The sequence below is a fragment of the Rhodoferax sp. WC2427 genome (genome assembly GCF_040822085.1).
Classification (GTDB): Bacteria; Pseudomonadota; Gammaproteobacteria; order Burkholderiales; family Burkholderiaceae_C; genus Rhodoferax_B.
Window position 1 is genome coordinate 4,038,527 of sequence record NZ_CP162006.1, and the last position, 13,036, is coordinate 4,051,562.

Consider the following 13,036-nt stretch of genomic DNA (forward strand, 5'->3'; position numbering starts at 1 on the left):
TCAGACCCCCACGTTCTTGAAAAGAATAGCAAACAGGGCATCCACCAGGATCACCACCGTGATCGAAGTCACTACCGAGGCGGTGGTGCCCTGCCCCAGGCTCTGGGTGTTGGGTTTGACGCGCAGGCCGCAGTGGCAACCCACCAGCGCGATCAGCAGGCCAAACACCGCCGACTTGAACACCGCCAGCCCCAGGTTGGCTACGCCCACCGCCCCCGGCAGCGCCTGCAAGAAGAAGGCGGGCGTGATGCCCAGCGCCAGGTCGGCCGCCAGCATGCCCCCGGCCAGTGCGGTCAGGGTGGTCCACACGCTGATCAGCGGCATGGCAATGGCCAGTGCAATGGCGCGCGGCATCACCAGCCGGTAGCCCAGCGGGATACCCATGACCCGCATGGCATCGAGCTCTTCGGTGACGCGCATCACGCCGATTTGCGCGGTGATGGCCGAGCCGGAGCGCCCGGCAATCAGGATGGCGGCCAGCATCGGCCCCAGCTCGCGCACCACCGACATGCCCAAAATGTTGACAATAAATGCCTCGGCCCCGAACTGGCGCAGCTGCTGCGAGGTAAGGTAGGCCAGCACCACGCCAATCAAAAAACCCACCAGCGCGGTGATCGGCAGGGCCATGGTGCCCATCTGGTACAGGTGGCCCGAAATATCCCGCCACGGCCCGGCCTGCGGGCGGCGCGCCAGGCGCAGCAGGTCCAGTGCCAACTGCCCCACCATGCGCAGCAGCACCACCCCCTGGGCCAGCCCCGCCAGCACCCACACCCCCAGCGCGTCAAAGTGCTGCGCCCAGCTGGTGGCGGGTACCGGGGGCGCGGTGGTGGAGAAGCCCGCCACCCGCTCCAGCAGGCTGCGCTGTGCGGGCAGCAGGTCGATCTGCGCCGGCCATTGGCGGCCCCAGTGGTTCCACAGCAGCTGCGCGCCCACGTGGTCCAGCCGCTCTACACCCACCAGGTCCCAGTGCGCCGACGGCGGCAGCGCCTGCAGCGCGGCGGTGGCGGCCCGCCACTGCGCTGGTACGGCCAGGTCGGCGGCCGCCCAGCGGCCCAATAGCCGTGCGGTCGGGCCAGGGGCGATGCGGGGGATGGAATCCAAATTCATAGGTCACCCCATCCTACCAACGCGCAGGGCCGCACCGGGTAGGACAAGCGCCTGAGAATGCGTTCCAAATGCGGGGTACAGGCGACAATAGAGCCATGATCCTTCGCCACACCTTTTCGCCTCCCAACAACACCCGGCTAGACCACCTGTGTGGCCCCATGGACAGCCACCTGCGCACCATCGAGGCGGCGCTGCAAATCTCCATCGCCCACCGCCACGAGCAGTTCAAGATCGACGGCCCCAAGCCCAAGGCGCAGCAAGCGCTGGAGCTGCTGCAGGCGCTGTACGAGCAGGCCGCGCGCCCGATCCGCCCCGACACCGTGCAACTCATGCTGGCCACCGACACCAGCGAAGGCGTCGACGGCCAGTCGCTGCAAACCCGGCGCGCCGACCTGCGTGCCCGCACGCCCAACCAGGCCACCTACCTGGAAAACATCGCCCAGCACGACATCACCTTCGGCATCGGCCCGGCGGGCACCGGCAAAACCTACCTGGCCGTGGCCTGTGCGGTGGACGCGCTGGAGCGTAGCGCGGTGCAGCGCATCGTGCTGACCCGCCCGGCGGTGGAAGCCGGGGAGCGCCTGGGCTTCCTGCCCGGCGACCTGAACCAGAAGATCGACCCGTATCTGCGCCCGCTGTACGACGCGCTGTACGAACTGATGGGCGCCGAAAAAGTGCAAAAAGCCTTTGAGCGCAACGCCCTGGAAGTGGCCCCGCTGGCCTTCATGCGCGGGCGCACGCTGAACAACGCCTTTGTGATCCTGGACGAGGCGCAAAACACCACGCCCGAGCAGATGAAGATGTTTTTGACCCGCATCGGCTTTGGCGCCAAGGCGGTGGTGACCGGCGACGTAAGCCAGATCGACCTGCCCAAAACCCAAACCAGCGGCCTGATCGATGCCGAACAGGTGCTGCGCCGCACCCAGGGCATTGCCATCTGCCGCTTCACCAGCGCCGACGTGGTGCGCCACCCGCTGGTGGCGCGCATCGTGGATGCGTACGACACCCGCGGCAAATCCGACAGCGTGCCGCGCAAACGTGCTAGCTCCTGAATTAATAGCTGCTCACGCTTATTTAATAAGCGCTAGAGCCCTAAGACATGCTTAAAAATCTACAACTCTCCCTGCAGTTCGGTGACCTGGCCGATGCGGCACTGCACCGCGCCGCCCTGCCCCGCCACAGCGTCAACCGTTGGATCCGCCATGCGTTACAAAGCGATGGCGAAATCACCGTGCGCATTGTCGACACCGCCGAAGGCCAGACCCTGAACCGTGACTACCGCCACAAAGACTACGCCACCAACGTGCTGACCTTCGACTACACCCAGGAGCCCACCGTGACCGCGGATCTGGTGCTGTGCGCCCCGGTGGTGGCCCGCGAAGCTGCAGAGAACGGTAAAACTCTGCAAGCGCACTATGCCCATCTGCTGGTCCACGGTACCCTGCATGCCCAGGGTTATGACCACGAAACCAGCGAAGCCGATGCGGTGGCCATGGAAGCCCTGGAAACACAGATTTTGGCCGGGCTGGGCATCGCCAACCCCTATGCGGCCTAAGTTGGAGTAAGTTGGAGAACACATGCGAACCCTTGTATCTACCCTCGCACTGGCTTTGTGCTGTGGTGCAGCCGGTGCCCAAAGCCTGGATGCCGCCCGCGCAGGCACGCTGAAAACCGTGCAGGGCACGGTGACCGTCACCAATGCCCAGGGCGCACGTACAGTCCACCCTGGCGACCCCGTGGCCGAGGCAGACAAGCTGCTCACCGGAACCAACGGCGCGGCCAGCGTGGTGATGCGCGACGGCACCACCCTGGTGCTGGGCCCCAGCAGCCAGCTCGATATCACCAGCTTCGCCTTCAACGGCACCACCCAAAAGGGCAATATGCTGCTCAGCCTGCTGCGCGGTAGCCTGCGCATGGTCACCGGGCTGGTGGGCAAGGGCAACCCCGATGCCGTCAAGATCACCACGCCCACCTCGGTGATTGGCGTGCTGGGCACCGACTTCATCGTTCGCGCCACCGGAGGCAAACCATGATGGGGCCCGCGCTGGTCGCCATCGGCGTTACCGTGATGGCCTTGCTGGCAGGCCGGGCCCTGCCGCCCACCTCGGAGGTGCTGCTGCTGCCCCAGGCCGACGGTTCGCCATCGTCGGTGGTGGTGGTGTCGGGCACCGACCGGCAAACGCTATCTGCCCCGTACCAGCGGGCCACCGCCGTACAAGGCCAAAAGCCCACGCAAGACAGCTTGGACCCGTTGGCCGTGCAACACGCCTACCCGGCACTGTTCAGCGCCATGCCGCCACCGCCGCAGCACTTCACCGTCTACTTTGAGCCCGGCGGTACCGAGCTCACCCCCGCGTCGCAGGCCGACCTGGCGACGATCATCGCGGCCGCCCAGCAACGCGCCGGAGCCGACATCCTGGTGATCGGCCACACCGATGCGCAGGGCGACGATGGCGAGAACGACGCCCTGTCGCTCCAGCGCGCCCAGCAAGTCCGCGACATGCTGCTGCGTGACCCCCAGGCGGTACAGGCCGACCTGATTGAGGCCCGGGGCCGCGGCAAGCGCGAACTGGCCATACCCACCGCCGACGGCGTAGCCGAAGCCCGCAACCGCCGGGTGGAAATTGTGCTGCGCTAAAGCTGGATGGGAATGGTCACCGGCCCGTCGTTGACCAGGTGCACCTGCATGTCGGCCCCAAACTGCCCGGTCTGCACGGGGCTGTGTGCCCTTTGGGCCTGGGCCACAAAGTAGTCGTACAGGCGCCGCCCCTCCTCAGGCGGTGCCGCAGTGGTGAAGCTGGGCCGGTTGCCGCCCGCCACGTCCGCCGCCAGCGTGAACTGGCTCACCACCAGCAGGCCACCGGCCACGTCTTGCAGGCTCCGATTCATCTTGCCTGCCGCGTCGCTGAAGATACGCAGCTTCAAGATCTTGGCCAGCAGCTTGTCGGCCTGCGCGTCGGTATCACCACGCTCGGCGCACAACAGCACCAGCAGGCCCTGGGTGATGGCACCCACGGTTTCGTCGGCGACCACCACACGGGCTTCGCGCACTCTTTGCAATACAGCTTTCATCGGCAAACGGCTTCTGGTTGGGAATTCGGTGGAGGCACAGGGGCCAGACTCTACCCGGCCAGACCGCCGCCGGACACGGAGGCACAATGCGCCCCATGTGGAAAACCGTACGGCACCCCGGTGCCTGGCTTGTGGCGTGGGCGGTGCTGGCGGCGCTGGGTGGCGTGGCGCTGGCCCGCCAAGAGTTGGTGCGCCAGCGCGAAGCCTTCGAGACCGACGCGCGCATTGCCCACCGGCTGCTGAGCCAGCGCGCAGTGCAACAAGACGCGGTGCTGGCCACACTGGCCTTGCTGCAGCCCACCGGCACGGCCGGGCCCACGGCGCAGCCCGAGCAGCGCCTGTCGTCGGTGTACCCGCAGATTCTGGAAGTGCAGCGCCGCGGCCCGGGCGAGGCCTGGCCTGTCACTCCACCCGCTGCGCAAGCCGCGCTGGCCGAGGCCGAGGCCGTTTCGCGCACCGGTCACCGGGTGGCGCTGGCAGCCGCACACCTGGCCACCGGGCGCTACCGGCTGGTCCTGGCGGCCAACCCGAACAGTTACGCGCTGCAGATCGATGTGGCCACCATGTTGCCCTGGAACGAATGGCCCATGCCGCGCGACACAACCCCGGTGCGCCTCACCCTGGAGCAGGACGGCCAGGTCTTTGTGGTGCAGCCCGGCCGCGTTGCGCAGGGTGGCTGGCGCTTCGAATTCCACAAGCACCTGGCCACCGACAGCCAGCCCTTCGACGTGTTCGCCCTGCGCCAGGTCGGCTGGGGCGAGCTGCCCTGGGCCTGGATGCTGGCCTGGGCGCTGGGCATGGCGGTACTGCTGGCCGCCCTGCAGAGCGCGTTGGCCCAGCGCGCCGCGCGCCGCCGCGCGGAAGAACTGCTGCGCCTGGGCCAGGTGGCGCGGCTCAACACCTTGGGCGAGCTCGCCGCCGGCATGGCCCATGAACTGAACCAGCCGCTGACCGCCGTGCTGGCCAACACCCAGGCCGCGCGCCGCCTGCTGGATGAAGACCCGCCCGAGCTGGACACAGCCCGCCACGCCATGGTGCAGGCGGTGGAGCAGGCCCGGCGCGCCTCCACGGTGGTGGGTCGGCTGCGCCGCGCGGTGGAGCGGCCCGACCTGGCAGGCCCGCTGTCCCCCGTCAAGCTGCAGGACGCGGTGCGCGAAGCCTTGTACCTGCTGGAGCCCGAAAGCGCACGCCGTGGCATCGCACCCACCGTGCAGGCCCCGGCACAGGATGTGGTGGTGCTGGCCGACCGCGTGGCGCTGGAGCAGATCGTGCACAACCTGGTGATGAACGCGCTTCAGGCGCTGGAGCAGGTACCCCCAGGCCAACGGCGCCTGGCCCTCACGATTTCCAGCGATGCACATCTGGGCAGCCTGACGGTGCAGGACAGCGGCCCCGGCATCCCGCCCGATGTCTTGCCGCGCATCTTTGAGCCGTTTTTCTCGACCCGCCAGGGCGGCCTGGGGCTGGGCCTGAACCTGTGCGAAACATTGGCAGGCAGCATGGGCGGCAGCCTGGTGGCCACCCCTGTCGCACCCCATGGCGCGGCGCTGCACCTGTCCCTTCCCTTGTCCGCATGAACACCACCCTGTCCCCCCTGGTCCACCTCATCGACGACGACGCGGCCGTACGCGACAGCCTGGCCCTGCTGATCGGCACCGTGGGCCTGCGCGTGCAGACCTGGGCCGACCCGCAGGCTTTCCTGGCGCAGTTCGACCGGCAAGGCATCGGCGCCATCGTGCTGGACGTGCGCATGCCGGGCATCAGCGGCCTGGCGGTGCTCGACACCCTGGTGGCGCAGGGCGTGGACCAGCCGGTGGTCATGCTCACCGGCCACGGCACGGTGGAGATGTGCCGCCGCGCCTTCAAGGCCGGTGCGGCCGAGTTCCTGGAAAAGCCGGTGGACGACGAGGCGCTGATCGAGGTGCTGCAGAACGCGGTGCGCCAGCATGTGCGCTCGCGCGAACGCCACCAGGCCGACCGGCAGGCGCGCGAGCGGTATGCGCAGCTGTCGGAGCGCGAGCGTGAGGTGCTGGGCCTCATCGTTTCGGGCCTGACCAACAAGGAAATCGGCCGGGTGCTGGCCGTGTCGCCGCGCACGGTGGAGACGCACCGCGCCAACCTGTTCGCCAAGCTGGGGGCCGAATCGCTGGCGCAACTGATCCGCCGCTACGCCGCGCTGGCCGACGAGGCATCCTGATGCAGGCCAAGTGACTCCGTAGAACTACGGAGGCTGTGGCGTAGCCGTACGCATAGGCAATACGGGCGCGTTTTTGTAAAGTTCTCCCACGGTTGATCGAACCGCTTCACCCCGGAGACCCTTATGAAAAACACCACCTGCCTCGCCGCCCTCGCCCTCGTCTGCATCGCGGGCACGGCCAACGCCCAGGCCGTGCGCACCGAGCGCAATATGTCGCTGGACCTGGCCAACCAGATCGCCGCATCCGCCGTGGCCAGCTGCGCCGCCAACGGCTATGCCGTGTCCGCCACCGTGGTGGACCGCGCAGGCGGTGTGCGCGCCGTGCAGCGTGCCGACAACGCAGGCCCCCACACCCTGGGTGCGAGCCAGCAAAAAGCCTTCACGTCGGCTTCGGCCAAGAACACCACCCTGGCCATCATGGAAACCAGCCAGAAGAACCCCGGCGCGGCCAACCTGGTGGACATTCCGGGCTACCTGCTGCTCGGCGGCGGTGTGCCAGTGAAGGTGGGCAACGAGGTCATCGGCGCCGTGGGCGTGGGTGGCGCACCGGCTGGCAACCTTGACGAGCAGTGTGCGCTGGCCGCCATCGACCATGTCAAAGACTTGCTGAAATAAGCCCCTAGCGCTTATCCCATATGCACAAGCTGCTACACATTTTGGGGTTTTCAGGTGTTTGCCTGCTGGCGAATGCCTGCCTGGCCCAGGTCGCCCCCAGCCCCGCGCAAATCGCCCAGTACCAGGGCCTGCACGCGGCAGCCCAGCGTGGCGACTTGGCCAAAGCCGAAAAACTCATCGCCCAAAAGGTGGACCTGAACGCCCGCGACGCCCAGGGCCGCACCCCGTTGCAGGTCGCCACCTTCGCGCGGCATGGGGAACTGGTCCGGGCACTGGCCCAGGCCGGTGCCGATCTGTCGCTGCTGGAAAACGACCGCTACGACGCGGTGACCATCGCCGCCGTGGCCGACGACGAAGCCACGCTGGCCACCCTGCTCTCGCTGGGCGCCAGCGCAAAGCTCACCACCAGCCGGTACGACGGCACGGCGCTGATCGCCGCGGCCCACCTCGGGCATGACGGCGTGGTCAGGCAACTGATCGCTGCGGGTGCGCCGCTGGACCATGTAAACAACCTGCACTGGACGGCGGTCATCGAATCCATCGTGCTCGGCGACGGTGGCCCACGCCACCAGCGCACGCTGCGCGCGCTGGTCGATGCCGGAGCCAACCTGCAACTCGCCGACCGCCAGGGCAACACGCCGCTGCAGTTGGCCCGCACCCGGGGCTTTGCCGAGATGGTGGCAATGCTGGAAAAAGCCGGGGCCAGGCCCTGAGGATGTGCCGTCAGGCCAGTGTTACGCGGGCGAACTTGCGTTTGCCCACCTGCACCACATAGGTTCCGGCGCCCAATTTCAGGCCCTTGTCGCTGACCACGCTGGAGTCCACGCGCACGCCACCGCCGTCGACCAGGCGGTTGCCTTCACCGCTGCTGGCCGCCAGATTGGCCATCTTCAGCAGCGCAGCAATACCAACCGCCGCGCCGCCTTCACCCAAGGGCAGGCTGAGCTCGGCAATGTCATCCGGCACGCCACCCTTGCTACGGTTGTTGAAATCCTGCTCGGCCGCATCGGCAGCAGCCGCACTGTGGAAGCGTGCGGTGATTTCCTTGGCCAGCGCCACCTTGGCGTCCTTGGGATTGCGACCGCCCTCCACTTCCGCCTTGAGCGCGGCGATTTCGGCCTCGCTTTTGAACGACAGCAGGGTGTACCAGCGCCACATCAGCACGTCGGAAATGCTCAATACCTTGGCGAACATGGTGTTGGGCTCTTCGCTGATGCCGATGTAGTTGTTCTTGGACTTGGACATCTTCTCTACGCCGTCCAGGCCTTCGAGCAGTGGCATGGTCAGAATGCACTGCGGCTCCTGGCCGTATTCGGCCTGCAGGTGGCGGCCCATCAGCAGGTTGAACTTCTGGTCGGTGCCACCCAGTTCCAGGTCGCTCTTGAGCGCCACCGAGTCATAGCCCTGCATCAGCGGGTACAAGAACTCGTGCACCGCGATCGACTGGCCGCCGTGGAAGCGGTCGTGGAAGTCGTTGCGCTCCATCATGCGGGCCACGGTGTAGCGCGACGCCAGCTGGATCATGCCGCGTGCACCCAACGGCTCGCTCCATTCACTGTTGTAACGGATCTCGGTCTTGGCCGGATCCAGCACCAGGCTGGCCTGCTTGTAATAGGTCTCGGCGTTGGTCTTGATCTGCTCGGGCGTCAGCGGCGGGCGGGTGCTGTTGCGCCCGCTCGGGTCACCAATCAGCGAAGTGAAGTCGCCGATCAGGAAGATCACGGTGTGGCCCAGGTCCTGCAACTGGCGCATCTTGTTGAGCACCACGGTGTGGCCGATGTGGATGTCGGGCGCGGTCGGATCCAGGCCGAGCTTGATGCGCAGCGGCACGCCCGTGGCCTCGGAACGGGCCAGTTTTTTGACCCAGTCTTCTTGCGGAATCAGCTCGTCGCAGCCACGCAGCGTCACCGCCAGGGCTTCTTTCACACGATCTGTTACAAGAAATGAGCCACTCAACTTTACCTGTGCGGGTTGATTCATAAGGGTTTTTCAGTGTTTTATCGGTTGTGGCCCACGCAGGGCACCGTTATACTCGCGGACTCGCTGTAACCCCTGATTTTAGTGGTGCGTTGCCTGATAGGCCGCCCCCAGACTGAACTTCCAGGCCGCACAGCACGATATCCAAGCTGCTCCCCAGCACCCACATTCGTTAGGACCCCCAGTTTTGAACCACGGTCTCCCAACCGTCAGCGATCGTTTGTCATCCCTGTTGCAACGCCACCCCAAGCACCTTACCGCGCTGGTGGCAGCCCTGTTGCTGGGCGGAGGCGGCGGCGCATTTGCCGTTGCGTCCTTAGGCCCGGATGCCGCTGACCTTCCCATCCAACAAATTTCCGAGGTAGTGCAGCCGCTGGCCCTGCAAGAGCAGGCCAATGCGCTCGACTCCCACAGTTTCAACCTGTTCCGCACCGATACCACCCGCTCCAGCGACACGGCCAAGTCCTTGCTGCAGCGCCTGGGCATCGACGATGCAGAGGCCGTGGCGTTTTTGCGCAGCGACACGCTGGCCAGCAAGGCCCTGCTGGGCAAGGCGGGCCGTGTGGTCCACGCTGAAGCCAGCGACAACCACGCATTGCGCAGCCTGAGCGTGCGCTGGAGCCCTTCCAACGACGGCGTTTTTGAGCGCGTAGTGGTGGAAAAAACGGCACAAGGCTTGCGCTCGCGCATCGAAACCGCCGACCTGCAAAACACCAGCCGCCTGGCCGGTGGTACGGTGCGCAGCTCGCTGTTTGCCGCCACCGACGAAGCCGGTATCCCCGACGCGGTAGCCACCCAACTGGCAGACATCTTCGCCAGCGACATCGACTTCCACCGCGGCCTGCGCAAGGGCGACCACTTTTCGGTGGTCTATGAAACCGCCGAGGCCGATGGCCAGGTGGTGCGTACCGGCAAGGTGCTGAGTGCCGAGTTCACCAACAACGGCAAAACCTACCAGGCTATGTGGTTCACCGAGCCAGGCAAAAAGGGCAACTACTACACGCTGGACGGCCAAAGCCTGCGCCGCTCGTTCCTGGCCTCGCCGGTGGAGTTTTCGCGCATCACCAGCGGCTTCAGCATGCGCATGCACCCGATCCTGAAAAACTGGCGCGCCCACCTGGGTGTGGACTACGCCGGAGCCACCGGCACACCGGTGCGCACCGTGGGCGACGGCGTGGTGGAGTTTGCCGGGGTGCAAAACGGCTACGGCAACGTCATCATCGTCAAACACCAGAACCAGAACGAAACCGTCTACGCCCACCTGAGCCAGATCAATGTGCGCGCCGGCCAAGCCGTCAGCCAAGGTGACCATATCGGTGCGGTGGGTGCAACCGGCTGGGCGACGGGCCCGCACCTGCATTTTGAATTCCGTGTCAACGGCGTGCACCAGGACCCGCTGACCATTGCCCGGCAGAACGACAGCCAGCCCGTGTCGCCCACGGCCAAGGCCAATTTCAACCAGTTGTCCAGCGTGATGCGCCAGCAACTGTCGGCCGCCATGTCGATCCAGCAGGCCAGCGCCGACTAGTCCCGTGGCTGAAAGGTTCATCGGCCTGATGTCCGGTACCTCGCTGGACGGCGTGGACGGCGTGCTGGTGGACTTTGCCGCTGGTCGCATGCAGGTACAGCAGTACGCCACCCTGCCCTTTGCGCCTGCGCTGCGGGCCGAGTTGCTGGCACTCAACACCCCCGGCGACAACGAACTTCACCGCACGGCCCTGGCATCCAATGGGCTGGTCGGCGTCTACGCCGCAGTGGTGCAGCAACTGCTGGAGCAGGGCAACACCCGCGCCGCACAGGTCCAGGCCATCGGTGCCCACGGCCAGACGGTGCGGCACCGCCCGCAAGAATTCGACGGTACCGGCTACACCCTGCAACTCAACAACCCTGCGCTGCTGGCCGAGCTGACCGGCATCACGGTGGTGGCCGACTTCCGCAGCCGCGACGTGGCCGCGGGTGGCCAGGGTGCGCCGCTGGTGCCCGCCTTCCACCAGCAGGTGTTTGGCCGCAAGGGCGAAGCGGTGGCCGTGCTGAACATCGGTGGCATCTCCAACCTTAGTCTGCTGGACGGGCAGATCCTGGGCTTTGACTGCGGCCCCGGCAATGCCCTGATGGACCATTGGTGCCAGTTGCACACTGGGCAGGCATTTGACGCAGACGGGGCCTGGGCCGCCAGCGGCACGGTCCATCGCGCTCTGCTGGCCGCCCTGCTGGACGAGCCCTACCTGGCCAAAGCCCCGCCCAAAAGCACAGGCCGCGATCTATTCAACCCGCCTTGGCTGACCAGCAAACTGCGGGGCTTTGCCGGACTGGCCCCGGCCGACGTGCAGGCCACATTGACAGAATTGACTGCCAGGGCAATATCCATGGGCGTGACAAGCTATGGAAAAAATAGCAATTTACTCATCGTGTGCGGTGGCGGCGCGTTGAACGGCACTTTGATGCAGCGCCTGCAAACCCTGCTGCCTGGGATGCAGGTGCAGTCGTCTGCCGCGCACGGCCTGCCGCCCTTGCAGGTCGAGGCGGCGGCCTTCGCCTGGCTGGCCCGCCAGACGGTACGGGGATTGCCGGGCAATCTGGCCAGTGTCACGGGCGCCCGCGGCGAACGCGTGCTGGGCGCCATTTACCCCGCTTAGTGGTTGTCGGCGTGGGTGGTGCCGGTGCCCCGCACATCGGGCGATAGCTGCCAGAAAATCCATGCGGAAGCCAGCGTCATCAGCCCCATGGTGGCAAACGTGGCGTGGAAGGCGTCCAGTGTCTGCGCAGCACCTGCCCCCTCAAAGTAACCGGTAAAGCCCGCCAGCACGGCCCCAGCGGCCGCCACACCCATACTCATGGCCAGCATCTGCACCATCGACAGCAAGCTATTGCCGCTGCTGGCCAGGGGGCCGTCCAGGTCTTTCAGGGTGACGGTGTTCATGGCGGTGAACTGCATGGAGTTCACCGCGCCAAAAATGGCCAGTTGCACCAGTTTCAACCACAGCGGCTGACCGGGCGTGGCCAGCGCGAAGCTGGCCATACTTAACCCCACCAGCACGGTATTAAGCACCAGCACCAGGCGGTAGCCCAGCCGGGTAATGAGCCGGGTGGCCAGGGTCTTGGTGACCATGCCCGCCAAGGCCACGGGTAGCATCATCATGCCCGCCTGGGCCGGCGAATAGCCCATGCTGACCTGCAGCAGCAAGGGAATCAAAAATGGCATGCAACTGCTGCCAATGCGCGCGAACAGATTGCCCAGTAGGCCGATGGCCAGCGAGGGAATGGCAAACAGCCGGGGCGAAAACAGCGGATCGGGCTGGCGCATGGCATGCAGCCAATAGGCCACCAGGCTGGCCAGTCCAAATATCAGCAGCACCAGCACGGTCGCCTGGCGCAGCCCCAGCTCCGACAGCCCGTCCAGCGACAGCGACAAGGCCACCATGCCAAACGACAGCATCGCGTAGCCGCCCAGGTCAAACCGCTTGGACACCACCCGCAGGCCTTCGGGCATGAAAGCCAGCGTGGCGGCGCAGCCAAGCACACCGACCGGCAAGTTGATCAGGAAAATCCAGTGCCAGGTGGTGTACTCCACCAGCCAGCCGCCCAGCGTGGGGCCGATCAGCGGGCCGATCAAGCCCGGCAAGGCCACGAAGCTCATGGCCTTCAAAAACTGCTCACGCGGAAAAGCCCGCAGCACCGCCAGCCGTCCCACCGGCAGCAACAACGCCCCGCCAATCCCCTGGACAATGCGCGACAGCACCAGTTGCGTCAGGCTGTGCGACACCGCGCATAGCAAGGAACCCAAAGTAAACAACACAATCGCCGACACAAACAGGCGGCGGGTGCCAAAGCGGTCGGCCATCCAGCCCGAGGCCGGAATCAACATGGCCATGGTCAGCGAATAGGCCACCACCACCGACTGCATGCGCAGCGGGCTGACGCCCAGACTGGCCGCCATGGCCGGCAAGGCGGTGTTGACGATGGTGGCGTCCAGCGTCTGCATGAAAAACCCGATCGCGACCAGCCACAGCAGGCGTTGGTTGGATGCGTCTTGTTGCATGGTTTTTGGTCACCCACAAAAAAGCCGCC

At 66.1% G+C, this 13,036-nt stretch carries 14 protein-coding genes; 10 read left to right on the forward strand and 4 right to left on the reverse strand.

Annotated features, from left to right (window positions below; translation table 11 throughout):
* Nucleotides 1–1,107: an MlaE family ABC transporter permease gene (locus AB3G31_RS18825; protein ID WP_367847590.1), complete on the reverse strand. Its 1,107-nt coding sequence runs from the start codon at nt 1,105–1,107 to the stop codon at nt 1–3.
* A gap of 95 nt (nt 1,108–1,202) precedes the next feature.
* On the opposite strand from AB3G31_RS18825, the gene AB3G31_RS18830 reads away from it, so the two are divergent.
* From AB3G31_RS18830 to AB3G31_RS18845, 4 genes are read left to right on the forward strand one after another with little or no spacing between them, the layout of a single operon-like run.
* The gene (locus tag AB3G31_RS18830) at nt 1,203–2,159 is read left to right on the forward strand and encodes a PhoH family protein (RefSeq protein WP_367847591.1); all 957 of its coding nucleotides are present in this window, start codon (nt 1,203–1,205) and stop codon (nt 2,157–2,159) included.
* 47 nt (nt 2,160–2,206) lie between these two features.
* The gene (ybeY, locus tag AB3G31_RS18835; protein ID WP_367847592.1) at nt 2,207–2,662 is read left to right on the forward strand and encodes an rRNA maturation RNase YbeY; all 456 of its coding nucleotides are present in this window, start codon (nt 2,207–2,209) and stop codon (nt 2,660–2,662) included.
* Between the two features lie 22 nt (nt 2,663–2,684).
* Nucleotides 2,685–3,140, forward strand: coding sequence for a FecR domain-containing protein (locus AB3G31_RS18840; protein ID WP_367847593.1), 456 nt, complete (start codon nt 2,685–2,687; stop codon nt 3,138–3,140).
* Nucleotides 3,137–3,745: an OmpA family protein gene (locus AB3G31_RS18845; RefSeq protein WP_367847594.1), complete on the forward strand. Its 609-nt coding sequence runs from the start codon at nt 3,137–3,139 to the stop codon at nt 3,743–3,745. The genes AB3G31_RS18840 and AB3G31_RS18845 overlap by 4 nt, the downstream gene beginning before the upstream one ends.
* Here the strand turns inward: AB3G31_RS18845 and dtd are convergent.
* Nucleotides 3,742–4,179, reverse strand: coding sequence for a D-aminoacyl-tRNA deacylase (gene dtd / locus AB3G31_RS18850; protein ID WP_367847595.1), 438 nt, complete (start codon nt 4,177–4,179; stop codon nt 3,742–3,744). The two genes, AB3G31_RS18845 and dtd, sit on opposite strands and share 4 nt — an antisense overlap.
* 95 nt (nt 4,180–4,274) lie before the next feature.
* On the opposite strand from dtd, the gene AB3G31_RS18855 reads away from it, so the two are divergent.
* From AB3G31_RS18855 to AB3G31_RS18870, 4 genes are all read left to right on the forward strand, one after another.
* Nucleotides 4,275–5,756, forward strand: coding sequence for a sensor histidine kinase (locus AB3G31_RS18855; protein ID WP_367847596.1), 1,482 nt, complete (start codon nt 4,275–4,277; stop codon nt 5,754–5,756).
* Entirely contained in the window at nt 5,753–6,376 is a 624-nt protein-coding gene (locus AB3G31_RS18860; protein WP_367847597.1) for a response regulator transcription factor, read from the forward strand. The genes AB3G31_RS18855 and AB3G31_RS18860 overlap by 4 nt, the downstream gene beginning before the upstream one ends.
* A gap of 123 nt (nt 6,377–6,499) precedes the next feature.
* Complete coding sequence (locus AB3G31_RS18865) at nt 6,500–6,991, forward strand: heme-binding protein (protein WP_367847598.1); 492 nt, start codon at nt 6,500–6,502, stop codon at nt 6,989–6,991.
* 20 nt (nt 6,992–7,011) lie between these two features.
* On the forward strand, nt 7,012–7,704 hold the full coding sequence (locus AB3G31_RS18870) for an ankyrin repeat domain-containing protein (protein ID WP_367847599.1): 693 nt from the start codon (nt 7,012–7,014) through the stop codon (nt 7,702–7,704).
* Between the two features lie 10 nt (nt 7,705–7,714).
* Here the strand turns inward: AB3G31_RS18870 and tyrS are convergent, their stop codons facing one another.
* Nucleotides 7,715–8,971, reverse strand: a complete 1,257-nt coding sequence (gene tyrS, locus AB3G31_RS18875) for a tyrosine--tRNA ligase (RefSeq protein ID WP_367847600.1) — start codon at nt 8,969–8,971, stop codon at nt 7,715–7,717.
* Nucleotides 8,972–9,155: 184 nt separating this feature from the next.
* Between tyrS and AB3G31_RS18880 the strand changes: the two genes are divergently transcribed.
* Both AB3G31_RS18880 and AB3G31_RS18885 read left to right on the forward strand, forming a co-directional pair.
* Entirely contained in the window at nt 9,156–10,496 is a 1,341-nt protein-coding gene (locus AB3G31_RS18880) for a peptidoglycan DD-metalloendopeptidase family protein (RefSeq protein WP_367847601.1), read from the forward strand.
* 28 nt (nt 10,497–10,524) lie between these two features.
* Nucleotides 10,525–11,604, forward strand: coding sequence for an anhydro-N-acetylmuramic acid kinase (locus AB3G31_RS18885; RefSeq protein ID WP_367850386.1), 1,080 nt, complete (start codon nt 10,525–10,527; stop codon nt 11,602–11,604).
* Here the strand turns inward: AB3G31_RS18885 and mdtD are convergent.
* Nucleotides 11,601–13,007: a multidrug transporter subunit MdtD gene (mdtD, locus tag AB3G31_RS18890; RefSeq protein WP_367847602.1), complete on the reverse strand. Its 1,407-nt coding sequence runs from the start codon at nt 13,005–13,007 to the stop codon at nt 11,601–11,603. The two genes, AB3G31_RS18885 and mdtD, sit on opposite strands and share 4 nt — an antisense overlap.
* Nucleotides 13,008–13,036: the final 29 nt, after the last annotated feature.